18 protein-coding genes are annotated in these 22,450 nt (G+C 39.7%); 13 read left to right on the top strand and 5 right to left on the bottom strand.

Annotated elements, in window-relative coordinates; translation table 11 throughout:
- The first annotated feature begins 369 nt into the window (after window positions 1-369).
- From KFV02_RS08005 to KFV02_RS08065, 13 genes are all read left to right on the top strand, one after another.
- Window positions 370-2,166: a methyl-accepting chemotaxis protein gene (locus tag KFV02_RS08005; protein WP_252381025.1), complete on the top strand. Its 1,797-nt coding sequence runs from the start codon at window positions 370-372 to the stop codon at window positions 2,164-2,166.
- Between the two features lie 48 nt (window positions 2,167-2,214).
- Entirely contained in the window at window positions 2,215-2,568 is a 354-nt protein-coding gene (locus KFV02_RS08010; RefSeq protein WP_252381026.1) for an STAS domain-containing protein, read from the top strand.
- A complete protein-coding gene (locus KFV02_RS08015) occupies window positions 2,569-2,934 on the top strand; it encodes a response regulator (RefSeq protein WP_252381027.1) in 366 nt (121 codons plus the stop codon).
- Between the two features lie 84 nt (window positions 2,935-3,018).
- Window positions 3,019-5,115, top strand: coding sequence for a chemotaxis protein CheA (locus KFV02_RS08020; RefSeq protein ID WP_252381028.1), 2,097 nt, complete (start codon window positions 3,019-3,021; stop codon window positions 5,113-5,115).
- A 30-nt stretch (window positions 5,116-5,145) separates the two neighbouring features.
- The gene (locus KFV02_RS08025) at window positions 5,146-6,051 is read left to right on the top strand and encodes a CheR family methyltransferase (RefSeq protein WP_252381029.1); all 906 of its coding nucleotides are present in this window, start codon (window positions 5,146-5,148) and stop codon (window positions 6,049-6,051) included.
- 226 nt (window positions 6,052-6,277) lie between these two features.
- Window positions 6,278-8,332: a methyl-accepting chemotaxis protein gene (locus KFV02_RS08030; RefSeq protein WP_252381030.1), complete on the top strand. Its 2,055-nt coding sequence runs from the start codon at window positions 6,278-6,280 to the stop codon at window positions 8,330-8,332.
- Between the two features lie 79 nt (window positions 8,333-8,411).
- Window positions 8,412-8,939, top strand: a complete 528-nt coding sequence (locus KFV02_RS08035) for a chemotaxis protein CheW (protein ID WP_252381031.1) — start codon at window positions 8,412-8,414, stop codon at window positions 8,937-8,939.
- A 310-nt stretch (window positions 8,940-9,249) separates the two neighbouring features.
- A complete protein-coding gene (locus KFV02_RS08040) occupies window positions 9,250-11,022 on the top strand; it encodes an EAL domain-containing protein (RefSeq protein WP_252381032.1) in 1,773 nt (590 codons plus the stop codon).
- Window positions 11,023-11,030: 8 nt separating this feature from the next.
- Entirely contained in the window at window positions 11,031-11,318 is a 288-nt protein-coding gene (locus KFV02_RS08045; RefSeq protein ID WP_252381033.1) for a hypothetical protein, read from the top strand.
- Window positions 11,315-12,694, top strand: coding sequence for an RAD55 family ATPase (locus KFV02_RS08050; RefSeq protein ID WP_252381034.1), 1,380 nt, complete (start codon window positions 11,315-11,317; stop codon window positions 12,692-12,694). Before KFV02_RS08045 ends, KFV02_RS08050 begins: the two co-directional genes overlap by 4 nt.
- Before the next feature lie 403 nt (window positions 12,695-13,097).
- Window positions 13,098-14,798, top strand: a complete 1,701-nt coding sequence (locus KFV02_RS08055) for a glutamine--tRNA ligase/YqeY domain fusion protein (protein ID WP_252381035.1) — start codon at window positions 13,098-13,100, stop codon at window positions 14,796-14,798.
- Between the two features lie 85 nt (window positions 14,799-14,883).
- On the top strand, window positions 14,884-16,245 hold the full coding sequence (gene thiD, locus KFV02_RS08060) for a bifunctional hydroxymethylpyrimidine kinase/phosphomethylpyrimidine kinase (RefSeq protein WP_252381036.1): 1,362 nt from the start codon (window positions 14,884-14,886) through the stop codon (window positions 16,243-16,245).
- 40 nt (window positions 16,246-16,285) lie between these two features.
- Entirely contained in the window at window positions 16,286-16,630 is a 345-nt protein-coding gene (locus KFV02_RS08065) for a hypothetical protein (RefSeq protein ID WP_252381037.1), read from the top strand.
- Window positions 16,631-16,945: 315 nt separating this feature from the next.
- Here KFV02_RS08065 and proC read toward each other — a convergent pair whose 3' ends face one another.
- From proC to KFV02_RS08090, 5 genes are all read right to left on the bottom strand, one after another.
- Entirely contained in the window at window positions 16,946-17,791 is an 846-nt protein-coding gene (gene proC, locus KFV02_RS08070) for a pyrroline-5-carboxylate reductase (RefSeq protein WP_252381038.1), read from the bottom strand.
- Window positions 17,791-18,210, bottom strand: a complete 420-nt coding sequence (gene ndk, locus KFV02_RS08075) for a nucleoside-diphosphate kinase (RefSeq protein WP_252381039.1) — start codon at window positions 18,208-18,210, stop codon at window positions 17,791-17,793. Before ndk ends, proC begins: the two co-directional genes overlap by 1 nt.
- Before the next feature lie 127 nt (window positions 18,211-18,337).
- Window positions 18,338-19,606 carry a divergent polysaccharide deacetylase family protein gene (locus KFV02_RS08080; RefSeq protein ID WP_252381040.1) on the bottom strand — a complete coding sequence of 423 codons (1,269 nt, stop codon included), beginning with the start codon at window positions 19,604-19,606 and terminating at the stop codon, window positions 18,338-18,340.
- A 99-nt stretch (window positions 19,607-19,705) separates the two neighbouring features.
- Window positions 19,706-20,989, bottom strand: a complete 1,284-nt coding sequence (locus KFV02_RS08085) for a S41 family peptidase (RefSeq protein ID WP_252381041.1) — start codon at window positions 20,987-20,989, stop codon at window positions 19,706-19,708.
- Between the two features lie 208 nt (window positions 20,990-21,197).
- Window positions 21,198-22,355 carry a murein hydrolase activator EnvC family protein gene (locus KFV02_RS08090; protein WP_252381042.1) on the bottom strand — a complete coding sequence of 386 codons (1,158 nt, stop codon included), beginning with the start codon at window positions 22,353-22,355 and terminating at the stop codon, window positions 21,198-21,200.
- Window positions 22,356-22,450 lie beyond the last annotated feature (95 nt).

The raw sequence follows: 22,450 nt of genomic DNA on the forward strand, positions 1-22,450 counted from the left end.
CAATCTAGATCACTTAAATTTGCTTGATAACTCTATCTTATCTGCTCTTTTGGTTAAATTTAAACCGGACACTAGTGATATTTTTTAATAATTGCAGTTTACAAAATTATTTCAACAATAATTATCCCTAATTTATTTTTTTGTTTTGTATTTAGAAAAGTTATCGTTGAGTCCGTGAAGCATTATTTTTATTTCTATTTAATCTAAAGTTAAATTTTATGGTTTCAATAGGTTAGAAGTTAGTTTGTTCAGGAAAGTTTAACTCGCAATACTCTTTTTCTTTTAGAAGAAATGAATTGATGAAGGTTAATACATATTATGGTTGTATTTTTTTTGAAAAATGTGTATACGTAGAATATGGAGACAGCTATGAATGAAATAAACTCCACAAAAAGAGTACAAGATTTTATTTTTAGATGTAAAATTTTGCCTAAACTCGGCCAGGGTTTGGCCAGTTCCATTCAAGACAGGGAAAAAGATTTCCTCATGTTGGGGGAAAATCTTCAGCGTATAAACTCAGAAATTTTAGCTTTTAAAGAACAGACCGAGGTGTTGGTCGGAGTTGCTGGGGGAGAAAAAATTGAAGACATAGTTAAAGGCCTGGAACAAGGGTTGGATAGGCTGAGAAAAGGTTATGTTCAGACGAGTTACGATCGTGTTATTTCAGGTATGGCCAAAGAGCTAGGGCAGGTTAAGGAACTTGGTTCTTATGTCTTAAATTTTAAAAAGATTGTGCGCAGGCTACAAACTTTGGGGGTTTTTACTAGAATTGAAAGTGCCAGACTTGGTCAAGTGGGAATTGGCTTTGCAACGTTAGCGGATGATGTTGAAGGACTAGCGCAAAAAATAGTAATCTATGGCCAGGAAATTTTACAAACAGCCCAGTCATTGGGGAAAAAAGTTGATTTGGCTCAGGTACAAACTGTGGGGCTGAAAAACAGGCAAGATAAATTGTTACGGAATGTATTTGTAAACTTAAATGAAAATTTAGAGGTACTAAAGAATTTGCAGCAGAGTTGTGCGCAAATTGCCATGGAAGTGGAACAAGGAGCAAAAGAAATCGCAAATAAAATCAGTACGGTAGTCGCGTCTATGCAGTTTCACGACATTACCAGGCAACAACTGGAACATATACAGGAGGTTCTTTTTGAGGTCCACTCTCTGCTTCAAGACGTAGGTCAAGGGGATGAAGAGCATAAGATGCTGGAGGTGGTGGCCTGGTTTAAAGAGGTAGGTGAATTACAGCTTAGACAATTAAGATATGCTCGGGATAAATTTTATCAGGCTGTAGTGACTCTATTGGATAATTTAACCGGAATTGAAACTGAAATAAGCAAGTTACATAAGAGCTTGGCCCGTACTCATGGTTTTGAAGAAGAAGGCGCGGCTAGCCTTTTGGAAGGTATAAGTTTGGGCATCAAAAATGTGGCCAAAGACATGCGCATTGCGGTTCAGGAAAATGAGCAGATTTCCGGGATGATGAATAGTGTAATAGAAAGTGTGAGTCAGATGAACGAGTTTGTTGAATACATAGAAGAAGTGGGCTTGGAGATAGAACTCATCGCTTTAAATGCTAGTATCAAGGCTGCCCACACAGGAGATAAAGGAAGGGCATTGGGTGTGCTGGCGGTGGCTACTCAAAAGCTGTCCATGGAGGCCAGAGAAAAGACAGATAATATTTCCAAGTTGTTGCAAGAAATAGTTAAAAATTCTCAACTTTTAGCAAAAGATGTGGATGAGGCCTTTGACCATGGCCAAACTGATGAACTGATAGATTATTTATCTCATCACATAAGCGAGCTTATAGGGTTGAATAAACAAGTTCAGGAAAAGTTTTCCCAGAGTTCCCAGGCTAGTGAGGCTGTTTTAAATGAGATAAAAAGGGTTGTTAAAGAGATTGATGTCCATGAAAAGGTGGTGGCAGAGCTTGAAGGGGTGGAACAAGAGTTACGTCTTCTAGTCCAGGAAGCTGGAGCCATTGTGCCGGCTGCTTATAGTGCGGAAAGTTCTGAAAAATTGAAAGGGCTTTTGTCCAAATATACCATGCAAAGTGAACGGTTGATTCATATGGATATGCAGGGAGAAGAAGAGCAATACACTGTCGATGAAGATGAGAATGTTGAGTTATTTGATGATGACTTTGATGAGAATGTGGAGTTGTTTTAACATAGAGAGGTGAGCGGGATAAAAATTCCAAAAATTCGCGAGGTTATCATGTGTAAATTTAAGATCATAGATGAGGGAGATAGGGTTTATCTTAAGTTTAAAGGCGATTTGACCATAGAGCATGGAGAAAAGATTAAAGAAGCTTTAAATCAGGTTTTAACTCAGGGAAAAGATATTTTTGTGGATTTAGATGACATGATAAAGGTGGATCTGTGTTTTATCCAGGCGCTTTTAGCAGCACAAAAAAGCGCGTGGAACAGTCAACTGTCCTTTATGGTCAGCGAGAATGAGGTACTAAAAAAGTATGCTCAGAGTTTGGGGTGTATGTTGAAAAAGATGAAAGTTTTTTCTCCTGAGGTATTAAAGTTAGTAAAGAATAAAACCAACATTAAGGAGTTGTAGATGGCCAAGAAAATTATGACTGTTGATGATTCTGCCAGTGTGCGCCAGATGGTTTGCTTTACTTTAAAAGGGGCAGGCTATGAAGTACTTGAGGCAAAGGATGGTCAGGATGCCTTGGCTAAATTAACAGGTCCGCTAGACTTGATTATCACGGATTTAAATATGCCTAATATGGATGGGATTGAACTTATCCGCCAAGTCAGGTCCAAGCCCGGATTTAAATTTATTCCGATTATTATGCTCACCACTGAGTCTCAGACCGAGAAAAAAATGGAAGGTAAAAAGGCTGGCGCTACTGGCTGGATTGTGAAGCCATTTAAACCAGAGCAATTATTGGCTGTGGTTAAGAAAGTGTTGAAGGGATAGGTTATTAACTCGAGTTTCTAAAGATTTATCTGTTTGTTTTTAACCTATTGGCAATCAATAACTTTTTGCCAAAAGAGGTAAATCATGTCTTTTCAGGATCAGGGTCGACAGGCCTTTCGGGAAGAGGCCTTAGAGCTTTTGGAAGAATTGGAGTCTTCCCTTTTGGAACTCGAAGAAGACCCGGATAACGAGGAGTTAATCAACAGGGTCTTTCGGGCCATGCATACTATCAAGGGCTCTGGGGCCATGTTTGGCTTTGACGACATCTCTAAATTTACTCACGAGTTGGAAACTGTTTTTGATCAGGTCAGGGAAGGTAAAATCAAGGTCGGCAAAGATCTTTTAGACCTGACTCTTAAGGCCAGAGATTTGATTTTGGCTATGCTTGAAGGCCGTGAAGCGGAATCTGAACTTCAGGCCGAAGAAATAATTGCTGGTCTGCGTATGATTGTACCAAGTCAAGTAAAACCTGACGGCGATGATAAAAAAGACTTGGAGAAGGTTAGGGCGGCAGAAGAGATTCGGTCTTATAGAATCATGTTTAAGCCACAGAAGGAGATTTTTTTAACCGGATCTGATCCTGCAGCCTTGATAGAAGAACTGTGTGTTTTGGGTCGGTGTAGGGTAGTTATGCATACTGGGGATATTCCTGGACTGGACGATTTTAATCCGGAATTATGTTATGTGTGGTGGGATGTGATTTTAACTACCGATCAGGGGTTGGACGCTATCAAGGATGTATTTATTTTTGTAGAGGATGATTGCGAGCTAAAAATTGAACAAATTGATGTCCAGGATGTCGAAGGGAGAGGATATAAAAAAATAGGTCAAATTTTGGTAGATCGGGGAGATATTAGCCCTGAAGTGGTACAGAAATTTTTAAAACTTCAGAAGCCTCTTGGTCAGCTTTTGGTGGAAGCTGGTTTATTATCACCTCAAAAGGTGGAGGCTGCTTTAGCGGAACAGGAGGAGGTTCGCCAGGCACAGATTCTGAAGAAAAAAAGCAAGTCAGCCATTGTTTCCAGCATTCGCGTGCCAGCTAAGAAGTTAGATTATCTGGTAAATTTGGTGGGGGAATTGGTTATTGTCCAGGCCAGGCTCAGCCAACTAGTTTGTTCCATGCAAGATCCGCAATTAACCACTTTGGCCGAGGAATTGGAGAGGTTAAGTGATGAACTGCGAGATAGCACATTAGAAATAAGAATGCTGCCTATAGGAACTATCTTTAGTAAGTTTAGGCGGTTGGTCCGCGATCTCTCTCGGGATCTGGATAAAGAAATTGAATTGGTAACAAAAGGGGAGGAAACAGAGCTGGATAAGACGGTAATTGAACGTTTGAATGATCCCTTGGTCCATCTGCTCAGAAACAGTATCGATCATGGTATAGAGACGCCTGATGTGCGCATGGCCAAAGGCAAACCTCCCCAAGGAACTGTGGTTTTAGCTGCAGAACACTCTGGCGGGGAGGTGATTATTCGTATCATTGATGATGGGGCTGGGATAGACAAGGAAAAGGTCAGAGCCAGGGCTATTCAACAAGGTATAATTTCTGCTGATGCAGTATTGAATGATCAGGAGATTTACGATTTGATTTTTGCTCCGGGATTCTCCACTGCGTCTCAGGTGACTAATGTCTCCGGTCGCGGGGTGGGTATGGACGTAGTCAAACGTAATATTGAGGCCTTGCGTGGGCGTATTCAGGTGGAGAGTGAATGGGGTAAAGGTACAACCATAACTTTGCGTCTCCCCCTGACTCTGGCCATAATTGACGGTTTACAGGTCCAGGTAGGCGAAGATTTTTTTATTTTGCCCCTTTCTGTTGTAGAGGAGTGTGTAGAGCTTAAACGTCAGCATGCAGTAAAGCGAAAGAAAGATAAGATTATCAATTTAAGGGGAGAGATTGTTCCTTACATAGTTTTGCGGGATTGTTTTGATATACAAGGAAGGCCGCCAGAAATTGAACAGGTGGTCATCACTCGCGTCCAGGGGAGCCGCATAGGTCTTGTGGTAGACAATGTTATTGGTGAGCATCAGACCGTAATCAAAAGTCTAGGGAGAGTATATCGCGATGTACCTGGTATTTCCGGAGCCACAATCAAAGGTGACGGCAACATTGCCCTGATTTTAGATGTGTCCGATTTGATGTACTTAGAGACAGGTATAGAAAGGACAACGCACTAAAGGTTATTTTTTGACTTAGACTTTGGCTTTTTGGGCAACGATATTTTAAAAGAAATTTTACCTGTAATAGGGACTGTAGTCTCCAATATCTTTAAAAGAATGTTTACTTTCCCGCAGATGTCCGATGATGAGTTTGAGCGGCTCAGAAGGTTTATTTATGAACATTTGGGTATAAGTATATCTCCGGCCAAAAAGACCATGCTACAGGCTAGGTTGCAGAAAAGGCTGAGACATTTGAACCTCAATTCTTTTGAAGAATATTGTAATTACCTTTTCAGGTTAAAAGGCATTGAATCTGAATTCCCTGAATTGGTGGATGCAGTGACCACCAATACTACGGAGTTCTTTCGCGAACCCAACCATTTTGACTTTCTTGTCAACTCCATTTTGCCCCTCTGGCTTAATACCTACGGTTATGAGCGCGCCATGCTTTTGTGGAGTGCTGGTTGCTCCTCAGGTGAGGAACCATATAGTTTGGCTATGGTCTTGCAGGATTTTGCTGAAAAAAATCCTGGATTTAATTTCCTTATTCTTGCCACAGATATAAATAATAAGGTGCTGCAAAAGGCTGTGAAGGCTATTTATCCAGAAGAAAAGGCTTTGAAAATCCCATTGTCTTTAAAGAAAAAATATCTTTTAAGGAGTAGAGACAGAAGCAAAAAATTGGTCCGCATTGCTCCAGAGATCAGGACCAAAGTTAGGTTCCGGCGGTTAAATTTTGTGCGAGAATTTAAGTTCCGCAAACAAATGGATATTATTTTCTGTCGTAATGTATTTATTTATTTTGATCGCATCACTCAAAAAAGAGTTATCTTGCGTTTTTGTTCTTATCTCATGCGTGGTGGTTATCTTTTTTTGGGGCACTCTGAAAGTTTATCTGGCATGCAATTGCCGTTGATGCAGGTTGCTCCTAGTGTATATCAGAAGATAGGCTAATTTTTTTATGTAAAAACATGTCTTGTACAAGTTTTTGTAGACATTGTTTATCAATATAACATCACTAAGACTATCTCTTACACATTAAAAACCCCACAAAGGCAATGTTGGCCGTATAGACTTCTCCCGTTGGAGATGTCTTTTGAGAAAGTATCAAAGAGCCAATTCTTTTTTGGGGAAGCTAGATAAAAAAGTTTACCATTTTTCAACTTGAAAGGAGGAAGAAATGAAAAATGTCAAGTTGGGAGTAAAATTGATCGGTGGCTTTATTTTTACGGCCATCATTGCTCTAGGAGTGGGTTTGGTCGGGGTTTATGTAACTAAAAACCTCGAGAGACACATCGAAGATGTTGGCAAGGTAAGTCTGCCCGGTGTGCGGTCCATGTTACAGATTAAAAGTGAAACCACAGCTATAATGGAGGCTGTGCGAACTTTGACTTCCCCTGATCTGACTAGCGAAGAACGCGATGTAGAATATGAAAATATAAGCAAGGCCAGAGAAAGATATCGGAAGGCCTGGGCAGTATATGATGGACTGCCAAAACACTCTGATGACGAAGCATTATGGACAAAACTTGCATCAGAGATCAAGGAATGGGTAAAAATTAATAACAAAATCATTGGGTTGTCCAAAAAACTGCAGGAAATGGATGTGTTAAATCCATACAAATTGAAAGAAGAGTTACAGCGTTTTCGAGGCGAGCATTATAGACTTTTGGTACAGTTGAATGAGTTTATTCATTTTGGTCACGAATTAGAAGGAGGAGAGGACCCAACCAAATGTGATTTAGGACAGTGGATACTTGGCATAGACACCAAAAATGAGCACATTAAAAAGACTGTCCAGCTAATCGAACATGTTCACAATACGCTCCACCAGAGCGTGGCTCAAGTAAAATCATTGGTGACCCAGGGTAATATTGAAGGTGCGGAAGCTGTTTTTGTAAATACTATTTACCCGGCTGCTAAAAAGACTTTAGAGTATATTCGTGAATTAAGCGCAGAGGCTCGAAAGGCAATGGATATTTATGAACAGATGAATAACTTGATGTCGATTGAGTCTGAGAGCCAAAGTAAAGAAGTTTTTAGTTTGATAGATAAGCTTGTTGACTTAAATATTCAAGACAGTGATCGGGCAGTCGAACTTTCTGAAGCTGACAGCGGAAAAGGTATGACCATAATCATTATAGGTGTGGCTATAGGCGTAATTTTTGCCTTGCTATTGGGTATAGTTTTAACCAAATCTATTACTAATCCAATTTTTAAAGGAGTTAGGTTTGCTCAAGCCATGGCAGAAGGTGATTTTACCCAGAAATTGGACATCGATCAGAAAGACGAAATCGGTATTTTGGCCAAAGCATTAAATGAGATGGTGGATAAACTGCGGACAGTTGTGGCAGAAGTCCAGTCAGCCAGTGAGAACGTGGCCTCAGGCAGTGAGGAATTAAGTACTTCTTCTGAACAGCTCTCTCAGGGGGCCACAGAACAGGCTGCAGCCTTGGAAGAGGTGTCGACGAGCATGGAAGAAATGGCAGCAAATATCCGCCAGAATGCGGAAAACGCCCAGCAAACAGAGAAGATAGCCCTAAAAGCGGCTCAGGATACCCAATCCGGTGGTAAAGCTGTACAGGAAACAGTGACGGCCATGAAAGAGATTGCTGAAAAGATTTCAATTATTGAGGAAATTGCCCGGCAGACGAACTTGTTGGCTTTAAATGCTGCAATTGAAGCGGCCAGGGCAGGGGAGCACGGCAAAGGTTTTGCGGTAGTAGCTGCAGAAGTACGCAAATTGGCGGAGCGAAGTGGGGCTGCAGCAGCAGAGATCAGTGAACTGTCTTCTAGCAGTGTAGATGTGGCTGAAAGGGCCGGGGAAATGCTACAAAAGATTGTTCCGGATATTCAAAGGACAGCGGAGTTGGTTCAGGAGATCACTGCAGCTAGCAATGAACAAAATACCGGAGCTGAGCAGATCAACAAGGCTATCCAGCAGTTAGATCAGGTGGTGCAGCAAAATGCCTCTGCCGCAGAAGAAATGGCTTCTACTTCACAAGAAATGGCTTCCCAGGCACAGCAGTTGCAGGCTACCATGTCTTTCTTTCATATAGATAGGGCCTCGCATAGCCCAGTCAATAAAAAGCGACCGGTACAACAGGCATTTTCTACTTTAAAACAGACAGGTACAATGCAGCCAGCCTCGTCTACTAAGTCAGCTCAGGCTCCTGAAGGGATAGATTTACAATTGGACGGTGACGAAGATGATAAAGAGTTTGAGAGGTTCTAAGTGTTTTAGAGGGGAAGGGATTATGAGTAAAGAGGTAAGATTCTAGTTAAGTAATAGGATAAACAATGAGGTTATAAATATGATCGAAGACAAGGGCATAGCTACAAATCAGTATCTGACCTTTTTTTTGGATGAAGACCTTTTTGCTTTGGATATTGCTTCTGTGCGTGAAGTTCTAGATTATACGAATATTACTCGCATTCCCAAGACACCAGAATTCATGCGCGGAGTGATTAATTTACGAGGCAAAGCCGTCCCTGTCGTGGATTTGCGTTTGAAATTTGGTATGGGCGAGACTGAGCGGACCGTGAATACTTGTATCATAATCGTAGAAGTCGAAATTGATGGAGAGAAAACCATCATGGGTGCCTTAGCAGACTCTGTGCAAGAGGTTTTTGAGCTTGATCCGGAAACTATTGAACCTCCACCAAAATTGGGAACTAAAATTCGCAGTGATTTTATCAAGGGTATGGGTAAATATAATGATAAATTTATAATAATTTTAGATATAAACAAAGTATTTTCAGTTGAAGAGCTGTCTCTGGTCCAGGATGTTCAAGGGGAAAACAAAGAGCAGATTGTTCAATGTGAAGAAAGTGAAGTATAGGTGCAAAAGCGGGGGCACCACCCCCGCTTTTTTTGTATGTGGCTATTATCTTGATTTTAAAATTTAGTTTTAAAATTTGGTGATACAAATTATTTTGTTTTAATATTTAGTTTCTAGAGCATAGCGCTTTCTTTTCCTGAATATAGGTAATATATTCATAGGAAAACTCTAATTCTGTCTTGACTAAGAAATTATCTGTCAAGTTTCAGTCAGAAGAAAAGTTGGAAACCAGGTTGTAATTTTATCATATCTGTAAATAGATTGGTGTACAGGTAGAGTTTTTATCGGATAAGGTAAAGGGGATTGCTTGATGAATGTTATAGAGGCTCTTAATATTATAAGAGATTTTACGCCAATAAGTTCATTTAGCCCAACCGTTACTCATGAACTTATTTTAAAAGAACCATTTGAGAGTCTTTTCCAAAAGTTGAATATAGATTCCTTAGCATTTACTTTTAAGACAAAAAATCAAATAGAAATGTTGTTTGTTTTGCCACGCAATGAAATAGATGGTAAATCAGATAATTTAGAAATGAAGAAAAACATAATGTTGGAACATATAAAATTTATAGGATTTGATATTTATGAAGAAAATAAAAAGTTGACTGAAGAAATAATAAATCTAGAAATAAATAAAAACAATAAAAATAAGACAGGAATCATCACCATACCATATGCGTTACCGAATATGGAAACTGAGTTTTTTCTTTCTGTTTTTGTAGACGATTCTGGGGTTGATGAAGTAAGTTTAGTTATTCTGTCAAATATTGGTTTACAATTAGGTTTTATGTTTTTGGTGAGATCCACTGGTAAAAAACTAGCCGCTGTAAGTGAGAGAGATACTCTTACTGGATTTTATACTAGAGAAACATTATTTAAACTGATAGAGTTTGAAATCAAAAAGGCTAAAACTGCTGATCAGCCTATGAGTATTGCTCTTTTAAATATTGATAATATTCAACTTATAAATGCCAAATATGGAGTAATAGTAGGGGATAACGTAATAAAAGCTGTCGGTAATATGATTAAGAGCTATTTAAGAGAAACTGATATTGTTGGTAGGTTTGCCGGCGATGAGTTTTTGATATTAAGTCCTTTTACAAGCGTTGAGGAAGCTTATGATTTTTTTGAACAATTTAGAAAAAGGGTGGAGAAAGCTAATATATTAAATGATAAGAAAATTAGGATAACCGTAAGCATGGGGTTAATAGAGGTACCAAAGACAATAGATAGTTTGGGAGATGTTGAGTCAGCTTTACGTGTTGCCGTAAAAAAAGCAAAAGGGCGAGGAAAAAATAATGTCCAGGTACTAAAATCGAAAGATGAAATCAAAAAATTTCACAAAAAAATTGTTAGTGGGTTTGAGTTTATAAAATCGAAAATTTTAAACAAAGAAGTTTATCCTTTTTTTCAGCCAATACATAATCTTAAAAGTGGAAACATTTTGGGATATGAAGCTTTGGCGAGGGTTAAAGTAGATAATGAGTATAAATCCATATATGCTTACTTTGAAATTTTGGATGAACTTGGACTATGGGGTGAATTAGATAAAATAATAATAGACAAAGTTTTTCGCTTAAAGAAAGAGACATCTCTTTTTAATGGAAAACGGATTTTTATAAATCTTTCCGGCAGATTTTTACTCTTTGATGAAAATAGAAAATGGTTTTTAAATATAGAAGAAGAGTATCATATAAATCCAAAACAAGTTGTTTTAGAAATAACCGAAAGAGAATATATAAATGATATTTTTACGATAGCTACTTTTTTAAACCAATTAAAAGAAAAAGGTTATAATATAGCTATTGATGACTTTGGAAGTGGCTATTCATCTTATGAATACATAAAGCTTCTAAATCCACACATAATAAAAATAGACGGTTCGTTAGTTAAAGATTGCGTAAATCAACGTATAGACTTAAAAATCATTTCTAACATAACATCGCTTTGTAAAGAACTGGGAATATCTGTTGTTGCCGAGTGGATAGAAAACAAGGCTATACTTGATAAATTAAAAGAGGTGGATATTGACTATGGCCAAGGATTTTATTTGTCACGTCCACAGAATTTATTTGGAGATTAGATATGCTATTGGAGATAGAGAAATTAAACTTCATATTTGATGAGTTGGGAAAAATGGTTGGAACAATTTCAACATTTACACTTTTTCAGAAAGCTCGTGAAGTAGAGGTTAAAAAGGAAAACAGCTTTGCTTCTTCTATGACAATAACCGAGAGAGGACTATTATTTTTAGGAGAACAGAGTTTTTCTTTGGAAGAGATAGAAGGGTTCAAAGAAACGTTATTCGAAAAGATAAAATTAGCCATCGGCGTTTCTTTTGCTGAAAAGATTGAAAGATGTCAGGAGAAGACAAAATGATTTTAGATATACCGTATCTTCAAGACAAGATATTAAACCAACAAGTAATTGAAAACTCTCTTGTAGTTATAAAAGGTGAACCGGGAACAGGGAAAACTACTTTTTGTTTTCAATGGATGTTTAATCTTGCTAGGATTAGGCAAAAATCACTTTACATAGGGACAGTTTCTGAGCCATCATTAAAGCTTATATTCGATATGTCCAATTTCACGTTTTTTGATAAAAAGTTATTGGATTGTATCAATGTTGTTTCATTGGAAAAAAATATTTTTTCAGATAGTAATAAAACGAATTTACTTAATACCATAGAAGAATTAGTGGTTGGATATGATCCAGATATAATATTTATAGATAGTTTTAAGGCGTTGGAAGATTTATTAAGACAGGATGAACTTGTGAGGAAGATAGTATATACTTTATCTATCAAATCTTATCTTGAAAATAAAACTGTTGTGTTGGTAGGAGAGTATGCAGATAATCATTCTTCAGTATTTTCTATAGCAGATATAATTTTTAATATGGAAAAAACTAGTGTTGCAAATACAGAAAGACGATATTTTAGTATAGATAAATTTAGGGGCAGTGATTTTTACCAAGGTAAACATCCTTTCATCATAACAGAAGAAGGAATAAAAGTTTTTCCAAGGCTAAAATCTTCCCCCTATAATAAAGAAATATCAATAAGAGATAGGTTAAAAGTTGGGATACCTACTCTGGATAAGTTGCTTGGAGGTGGCTTAATCAAAGGAACAATAGCACTTATAAAGGGAGAACCGGGAACAGGGAAAACTACTTTTTGTTTTAAATTTTTAACTGAAGGGGCAAAAAAGGGTAAAAGAGGGCTGCATATATCGTTTCAGGAGTCATCGCCCTTAATTATTGAGTTCATGGAAAATCTAGGAATGAATGTAAGAGAATATGTCGATAAGAATATTCTTGATATTAAATTTATAAGTCCTGTTGAAGTAGATCCGGATATTGTTTCCTTTGAAATAATAAAGTTGGTTAAGGAAGGAAACTATAGCAGGGTAACTATTGATTCTATATTCGATCTTGTTTCAAGGGTAATAGATCCGTTAAGGATGAAGGATCTTGTATATTCTCTGGTTCATGAATTCAGAAGACTAGGCATAACAGCTATTTTTACCAAAGAGATTGTTCCGGGACATGTTGAAGATTACGGTATATCTTATATAGCAGACACCTATATTCAGATGAAATACTTAGCCTCGGATGCCGAGATAAAAAGAGTGATTGGTGTAATCAAATCAAAAGGGAGTGATATAGATAACCACTTTTATGAGTTTAAGATAGAGAAAGGTGGTATAAATATACTTCATCCTATAAATTCGGATATTAATTGGTCTATATTTTAAACAAAATAATAGTAGAAAATCTAAACGCAGGGATTTTCAAGGTGCACCCGCTGGATATTTCACTCCAAAAAGTTTTCTCTTTCCCGTCATTTACGAGTGCCGCTTTAGGCTGGACTCTTTGGCGGTAAAGAGGGGTGCATCCGATGGCTGTACTTGCTATTTATGAAAGCATTTTAACCGCAGACGAACGCAGATGGACGCAGACAAGCGAAAACAACGTTTAATATTAGATTTTGTTTTTTGACAGACAGTTCATACCTTGTCCTGCTTGAAGAAGTAGCCTATAAGTAACCTTGCTTTTGACATTAATCTGGTTCAGGGCAATTTTTACCATAAAAGGTGAAAAGAGAATAGATGATAACTTTAACGGATCATGAAGCACGAATCATTGGAGGAAGGTTGGATGACCAAGAATGAGAAACCAAGGCCATCAAATTTTATTCGGGATATAATTGAAGAAGACTTGAAGACCGGAAAGCATAAGACTGTTATTACCCGTTTTCCGCCAGAACCCAACGGCTATCTGCATATTGGCCATGCTAAGTCTATTTGCCTTAATTTTGGCGTGGCCAGGGATTATGGGGGTCGGTGCCATCTGCGTTTTGATGATACCAACCCTAAGAAAGAAGATCCTGAATATGTGCGGTCGATCATGGAGGATGTCCGCTGGTTGGGTTTTGACTGGGGCGAGCATCTCTACTTTGCCTCGGATTATTTTGATAAAATGTATGCGTATGCAGTAGAACTCATTAAAATGGGAAAGGCCTATGTTTGTCACCTGAGTCCGGAAGAGATGCGCCTTTATAGAGGTACTTTAACCGAGCCAGGAAAAGAGAGTCCATATCGAAATCGCAGTGTTGAGGAAAATCTGGACCTTTTTGAGAGGATGAAAAACGGGGAATTTGCTGAAGGCGAATGCGTACTACGTGCCAAGATTGATATGGCCTCGCCAAATATCAATATGCGCGATCCGGTAATCTATCGTATTGTTAAGGCTAGTCATCATCGCACAGGTGATAAATGGTGTATTTATCCTACCTATGACTTTGCCCATTGCCTGTCAGATTCCATAGAGGGTATTACTCATTCCTTGTGTACTCTGGAATTTGAAGATCACCGGCCTCTTTATGATTGGTTTCTAGACGAATTAAAGGTTGAGTGCCATCCCCAGCAGATCGAATTTGCCCGTCTGAATTTAAACTATACGGTTTTGAGCAAGCGTAAGCTCTCTCAACTGGTTGATGAAGGGCATGTTCAGGGCTGGGATGATCCAAGAATGCCCACTATTTCCGGTATGCGCCGCAGAGGCTATACTCCCGAGTCCATCCGGGACTTTTGTGACCGAATTGGTGTGGCCAAAAGTGATAATATCGTGGACATGGCCCTTTTGGAGCATTGTATACGCGATGATTTAAACAAAAAAGCCCCAAGGTTTATGGCCGTGTTAAATCCTCTAAAGGTCGTTATTACCAATTATCCGGAAGATGTTGTGGAAGAACTGACAGCGATCAATAATCCGGAAGATGAATCCATGGGGACCCGCAAGGTACCCTTTTCCAGGGTAATTTATATAGAACGCGATGATTTTCGCGAAGACCCTCCCAGAAAGTTTTTTCGTCTGGCTCCTGGAAGAGAAGTGCGGTTAAGGTATGCTTATTACATTACCTGCCAGGAGGTAGTCAAAAATGAGCAAGGCGAGATTGTTGAGTTAAGATGTACTTATGATCCGGCTACCAAAGGAGGATATTCGCCTGATGGCCGTAAGGTCAAAGGCACCATCCATTGGGTCAGTGCTGAACACGCTGTTAAGGCGGAAGTGCGTCTTTATGATCGCTTGTTTATTAAACCTAACCCTGCTGAAGATGAGAAAAAGGGGATTAGTTTTAAGGAATATATCAATCCTGATTCCTTAAAGATACTTAAAAACTGTTTATTGGAGCCAAATCTTGCCCAGTGTAAACCGGGTGATAGGGTGCAGTTTGAGAGGTTGGGATATTTTTGTGTTGATCCGGACTCGCAAGAGAATCATCTCATATTTAACCGCACCGTGACTTTGCGTGATTCCTGGGCCAAGATTGAGAAAAGGCTAGCAGGGAAACGGTAAAGCGGTCGAAGCGGGGGAAGATAGTATAGTATAGAGAAAAAGGTTATAGAGTTTATTGGTGTTGTTAAGATTTTAGAGGTTATCAATGCAGCCAAAATGTATTCTGACTATTGCTGGCTCAGATTCTGGCGGTGGCGCAGGAATTCAGGCCGATTTAAAGACCATTACTGTCCTGGGTGGCTATGGTTTATCAGTTATTACTGCCTTGACTGCTCAAAATACAAAAGGAGTTGAGGGAATATCTGCAACTGAGCCCGGATTTGTGTCAAAACAATTGCAAACAGTACTTTCAGATTTTCCTGTGGCCGCAGCCAAGACAGGGATGCTTTACTCTTGTCAAGTTATTGAAGAAGTCAGTCAGGGTTTAAAAGATAAAGACTTTCCTTTGGTAGTAGACCCGGTCTGTGTAAGTGGGTCAGGGCAGAGTCTTTTAGAGAAAAAAGCAGTCTGGTTATTGAAGGAAAAGATTTTGCCCCTGGCTGATTTGCTTACCCCGAACAGGTTTGAGGCAGAGATTTTATCGGGAGTCGCTTCTATTGAGGGGGAAGAGGATCTGTTTTTGGCTTTAGAAAGATTGCTTGCCTTAGGCCCCGGAGCTGTACTTTTAAAAGGAGGGCATTTTGAGGGGCAGGAGATGGTTGATTGGCTGGCCATAAAAGGTAAGGCCCCTGTGCCTATCAAGCGTCTCAAAATTTTTACCAAAAATACTCATGGTACGGGATGTACCTTGTCTGCAGCTATCGCCACGTTTTTAGGTCAAGGACTTGAACTTTTCCCGGCAGTGGAAAAGGCGCGTGATTATTTACAACTTACGCTAAACGCTGGTTTTGATCTGGGGGCAGGAACTGGGCCGGTTAACCATCTGGCACCTCTTATAAAGCTTAAGCTTAAGAAGCGGGTGACTAAAGAACTTCTAGAGGTGAGACGAGAGATATTAAAACGGGATAATTTTCATCTTCTTATTCCTGAAGTGCGCATGAATATTGCCCTAGCGTTGCCCTGGCCGGAAAATATAGATGATGTGGCTGCTTTTGAAGGACGTATCTCCAACACATCCGACGGACAGGTTATTGTGGGCTGGCCGGCATTTGGGGCGTCCAGCCACATGGCTAAAGTCGTTCTGGCCGCCAACAGAGTTAATCCTAGGGTCCATTGTGCAGTAAATATCAGATATAACCAGCAGATAGTAGAGGCAGTAGAGAAGGCTGGTTTTACTTTGGCCTGGTTTGACCGTCTGGATGAACCCAAGGAGTTAAAGGAAAAAGAGGGTTCTACCCTGGAGTGGGGCACGTATGCGGCGTTATCTAATCATCCTCATCCGGAGCAGGTTGTAGCCGTCGCGGACAAGGGAGAAGTAGGTAAAGAGCCCATGATCAGGATAGTGGGTGAAGATACAAAAGATATCGTTCAAAAGTTGGATAAGATACTTCTAAGGCTGAATGGTTAGAGTATGTTGTTAAAAAAACAGACAGTAACAGGGAAAAGCCATGGACTCAAAGTATGATAAACTAAAGAAAATTTTTGACCAGTGTGAGTGGACAGAGAAGTACTTTGAAATTCTCCCCGAGAATAGAGATGAAGTGCGTTATGAATGGCTGGAAGAGGATGCCGATTATGCCCGTCCGTTTTTTACTACCGGAATTTTAAAAGAAAAGACTTCTGCGGTTAAAAGAAGTCTTTATCTTGGTCAGGATGAAAATGGGGCCTGGAAATTGTGTGTACGCGAAGTTACATGCGATGACTTTGATCCCAGGGAGGTTGCCAGGGGACTCGTTCGCATGATGGATGTTTCCAAAGTCGTTGAGGCAAATAAAAATAAAGGGCTGCACTGATTGTAGCCCTTTATTGCCTTTTTATGCATTCAAGAAACCAGGATTTTCAATTTGGCGGTCAAAACGGGATTTGACCCAGATTCGGGCGCATCCGCTTTTTGTACTGATTTTTGAGAAGCCTTAATTTTGGCATTGCATCTGCAGATTGTTTTCTCTTTTTTTGTTCAATTTAGCAAAATTTTGTCATAATTAAGTAATCAAACCTGTGCAGTGGCAATAATCCAGAATCTGGCGGCAATCAGGGGAAAATTCTACTACGGAATCCCATACCCACTGATCATCCTAACCTAGTCAACAACTCACCTACTCAACTACTCAACCCAAGTGCAGCCCATCGCATGCTCCCACCAGACTATTTAGTCCCCCAATTTCCTTGCTTCTCTTACAGGCTGCCTCTACAGCTTCGATGATAGCCGCCTTAACTGCCTTTTGATCCAGTTTGTTTAACCCGGCAATAGTGGTTCCGCCCGGGGAGGTAACCATTTCTTTTAATTCAGCCAAATGCCGGTCACTACTGTTTTGGACCATGTGCATCGAGCCTTCAAACAGTGCATAGACCATTTTTCTGGCCATGTCTCGAGGCAGGCCAAAGGTAAGACCTGCATCTATAAAACTGTCCAAAAGATAAAAAACATAGGCTGGCCCGGAACCAACCAGCGCGGTGAAGATATCGAAGTATTCCTCTTTAAGGATATGTACCTCTCCTAAAGTGGCAAATAAGGAGGTGATAAAATTTTGATCGATGTTTTGGGTCAGGTCATGATCAAAACACAAGGCAAAAACTCCCTTGCCCACAAGGGCTGGAGTATTGGGCATCACCCGTACCACAGGGCAAATATTATTGCTCCACTTGATCAGATTTTTTAGTTTTATCCCCGCAGCAATAGAGATAAGGCATTTTTTTTCATTTAGATGGTCTTTGATCTCCCGAACAACATCTTTTAGTACCTGCGGTTTTACTGCCAGAACGATGTAATCGGAATGCTCGATCAAATCGGTTATGCTTTGCCAGGAAGTGAACTCAATATTTTGAGCAAGGTTGTTTATTTTCTCCTGGTCTAGATCAAAGGCGTGAATTTCCAGGTCTTCTCGGGGGGCAAGGCCCCTTATGAGGGCCCCGCCCATATTTCCCGCACCAATAAAGCCTATTTTTTTTATCATTAGCCAACTATCTCCAACTGGTTAAAGAAGTAGGCAATCTCTGTGGCTGCAGTTTCCGGGGCATCAGAACCATGTACGGAGTTTTTTTCAATATCCAGAGCAAATTTTTTGCGGATAGTCCCTTCCTCGGCATTGGCTGGATTGGTTGCGCCCATGAGCTGTCTGTACTTATTGATGGCATCTTCACCTTCCAGGACAGAAACAACAACAGGACCAGAGGACATATATTCTGTTAGACTGTCAAAAAAAGGTTTGTCTTTGTGCACGGCATAAAAGCCTTCGGCTTCTTTCTTAGTCAGTCTGATCATCTTCATGGCAACTATTTTCAGGCCAGCATCCTGAATCATCTTTAATATCGCCCCTTGCAGATTCCTCTGCACAGCATCCGGTTTAATAATAGAAAGAGTTCTCTCGACCATTTTATCCTCCGTTAAGTTTTTTTTGCGCTTCCTACAAAGTGTTGGCTGAAAGTGCAAGTTTTGTATCTTGTATCTGAAGATTCCGTTCCATTAACGTTTCTTAATTACTCAACGATTTTATATAAACTCAGAATCCGGAACTTTTAATTCTTAGCAGGTCTCGGACCTGAACTATTTGCACGGATGTATTCCTTATCTTTTCCCACTCCTGGAGGGCTTTTAATGTTTGAGCATAGGGATGACCTATGGCTATGGCCGTACCTTTTCTTAAGGCGATGTTCTCAGCCTTTTGTAATTGAAATAAAATAGCCTTTTCTTCTTGAACATTATCCAGAAAGACGTGACGCTGTAAATAGGGGATATTTTTTTCTCTGGCCAGGATTTTGGCTACGCTTTTGGAAGTTGTCAGGCTGTCTACGAAAAAAAGTCCTTTTTTCTTGATTTCATCGAAGAGCACACCCATGCTTTCTTTGTCACTGGTAAAGCGAGACCCCATATGGTTATTTATACCTACTGCGCCATGAACCTGTTGTAGATCATCGATAAAAGTTGATTTTATTTGCACGGGCCCTAGATGTACAAACAACGCGCCTGGTCCTGGATTTGCCCGATCAGGATATCCATTCGGCTCCATGGGTAGGTGAAGCATGACTTCAATTTGCAACCTTTTTGCCAGAGAACATACTTCTTTGGTCCTGGTATTATAAGGTAGCACTGAAAACGTGATAGGAAAGTCAAGGTTGGCCAGACTCTGGGCATAATGGACGCTTTCTCCCAGATCATCAATAATGATGGCTAAATAACCGATTTTTTCACCGGGAGAAGGATGAAAGGGCTCAATTTCTATATTTAGAATATGTGTTTTTTGACCATCTATGACAATGGCCCATTGGTGGCGATTTTGTGATATCAGCCTGGTATTACCAACAAAGTCATTCAAGTTTTTTTGTAATCTTTTAAAAAAGATAGAACTTTTTACAGGGAGATAGACAGATATATTTTGAAAATGAAACGGGCTGCCGTGAAAATATCTGGTTTCAATATTTTTATGTTCAAGCTTAGCCCCTTGTTTGGACCAGGTAACAATGGTCTGCAAAATAGCCAGGTCTGCCTGACGGACTTTTGCATCATATTCCTGGCCGATTTTTTCTTCATAGACATACGGTTTCTTTTTTGCCGGAGAGAAGGGTTTGGGAGTCTTATATGGAGAACTGGATTTTGTGCTTTTTTTGATTTGGGTGGAATGGCGGGTGGTTTTGTGTTTTGGGGGCAGCAGAAGAACAGTAACCAGAGCAACAAAAGTTAAGCCCACGATGGAAATAAGTAAAAAATTTTTGAACTTGTTGGATTTATTTTTTTTGCGCGAGGATTTTTTTTTAGATGACTTGGCTGGCATTGTATAAGCTTTAAGTTCAAAGGTAATTGCTGAAAGCTGAAAGGATACAATGCTTCCTTCCAGCTTTCAGCTTAGGGCGTCTTTTTCACGCTTTAATATTTATTTGGTTTTTAAAGCCTTTATAGTAGGCAGAGTCTTGACAAGTTCGAGAGCCATACGCAGTTGATTGTCTTTTTCCAACATTTCCTTAGCTTTTAGTTTCTCTCTCTTTTCTTTTTCTTTATCATTTTTCTTATCAGGATTTTCCAGGTGTTTGGTCAGGTTTTCTTCTCTGAATGCATGGTTATTGGTATCTTTTGGGCGAGGTGGTTCAAAGGGGATATTCAGGTCCGGTTCAACGCCTTCGGCCTGAATGGACCGACCTTTGGGAGTGTAATAGAGAGCGACAGTCAACTTAATGGCGGAACCATCAGATAAAGGAATAATAGTTTGTACCGACCCCTTGCCAAAGGTCTTTTCTCCCAGAAGTAAAGCTCTTTTCTGATCTTTTAGGGCTCCGGCCACAATCTCAGATGCAGAAGCAGAACCAGCATTGATGAGCACAATCAAAGGACAGGTAACATCATCTTTTTGTTTGTGGGCAAAATATTCTTTTCTGCTCTCTTTATTTCGCCCCTGGGTGTAGACAATTAACCCGTCTGATAAAAAGAGATCAGATACAGACACAGCTTGATCCAACAACCCTCCAGGATTGTTGCGGAGATCTAAAATAATACCCTTTAAGTTCTGTTTTGTTGTATATTTTTGAATCTCTTTTTTTAGTTCTTTTGTAGTGTTGGCCTTAAAGTCAATGATGCGTAAATAGAGATAACCTGGTTCCAATTCTTTGCTTTTAACCGAGTGAATGGGAATGGTATCGCGAATGATCTTGACCTTGACAGGTTTTTGCGCGTCTTTGTGCAAAATCGTCAGTTCTACAGGTTCTCCTTTGGGGCCACGGATTTTGTTCACTGCTTCTGTCAGGGTTATGCCTTGAGTTGATTCTCCATTAATTTCCAGAATAAGATCGCCAGCTTTTAGGCCGGCCTTATAGGCAGGTGTATCTTCAATGGGAGCAATAACCATTAATTTTTTATCTTTCATACCAATGTGGATACCTATTCCGCCAAACTCGCCAGAAAACTCTTCCTGCATGAGCTTGAATTCATCTAAATCTATGTAGGATGAGTGCGGGTCCAATTCCTGAAGCATCCCCTGAATGGCGCCTTTGATTAGCTCCTGACGATCCTTTTTCTGGACATAATTTTGTTCAATGAGGTGCAGAACCTGACTGAAACGTTTTAGAGCTTCATAATTACTGCTATTTTTTGCTAAGCTGGAACCTGGAGTAAGACTAAAAAGAACCAAAAGAACTATAGTTCCCAGGATGTGACCCAAACGCATAATTTCCTCCGTTTTCATAAAGTTAGTCACAATGTTCAATGTTACAAAGCATAGGGTATAAAATTTAAGGAATAAGACTCATGGTCTAAGGCTTAAGATAGTAGAATATAAAATTTTAAAAGCGTTTGAGGGTGAAGTGCTGCGCCAATCCTCCAAGTTTTAAACTCAAATTCCTTAACTTCCCCCTTCATACCTTTCACCGCTCTGTTCAGCCGAGCCAATACAAAGGGTTAATCGGTTTTTGGCCAAAACGCAATTCAAAATAAAGTCCGCTCTCTTTGAGTTGCGGATAGAAACCACAGACTCCTATAGGCTCCCCTTTTTCTACCTCTTGGCCGAGCTGGACAAACGTTTTGGCCAGAAACGCATACAAACTATAATAGTTTCGACCATGAAAAATAATGACCACTTTGCCAAATCCGCGTAAAGTATCGTTATGGACAACTTTGCCCCAGGAAACAGACTTGATGGTGGTGTTGGGGGGCAGGGCCAGGCTGATCCCCCTTTGTGGTGGTCTGGCAGATAGATTGAATCGTTTTTTTATTTTGCCTTTGGCCGGCCAAGGCAAATAGCCTTTAAGTCGGGCAAAATCTCTGGTGGTGAGAACTTTTAACTTGTAATTAAGAGAGTGAATTGTAGATAGAATTTCCTGGATTCTTTCCTCTTGGGCCAGTCTTCGGGCTCTGATTTCCTGAACTCTTTGCAGATAAGTTAATTTTTCTTTTAGCAGTTTGTCTTTTGTGTGATTGATTTTTTTTACCTGTACCAAAGCCCTTTCTTTTACTTCCTGGAGTTGGGCTAACCTGGCAGAAATTTGATTTGACTGTGATTTGAGTTTGGCAAATGTGGACCGAGCATGGGTATAGAGATTTTTTAGCCACACAATATACCGGTCTGCCTCAGCCCAATTTTGGAGCTGACCAAGATTTGGGGTCAGGTTTTGCAGGTAAATGGGCCATAAAGTAAACAGAATTTGATTAAGTCTTTTTTGGGTCTTTTTTTGCCTCGTAATTAGATGTTGGTATTCTTTTAAAATCGAGGCCTCTTTGGTTTTTATGCTTGAAAGCTCTTGTTCCTGGGTCATTAACTGTTGGGTAATATTTTGTACTCTAGCCTCGATTTTGGCCAGTTGTGTATACAAACTTTTTTCTTTTTTTGATAATTTTTTAATGATTTGTTTTTCATTGCGTAAGGTTTGTTTGTTTTTTTGGATTTTTAGCTTCAAGGCTCCTGGCTCAAGACTGAACCCCAGGTTAGGTGAAAGTAGGAAATAAAGAGATAAAAAATAGATTATGAAGGGTGAAAGTCTGGTGTGTAGTTTATAACAGGTTGTCATTTTGACTAAAAACTGTTTTGTGGTAAGCATATAATTATCTGAAATTATTAAAAATATTTGCCGTGTACATCTCAGGCAGCAAAAAGTGTTCGCTCCCCGTCAGTTCATCAGTAAGAGTAATTTCT

The sequence above is a fragment of the Desulfovulcanus ferrireducens genome, from assembly GCF_018704065.1.
GTDB lineage: Bacteria > Desulfobacterota > Desulfovibrionia > Desulfovibrionales > Desulfonatronovibrionaceae > Desulfovulcanus > Desulfovulcanus ferrireducens.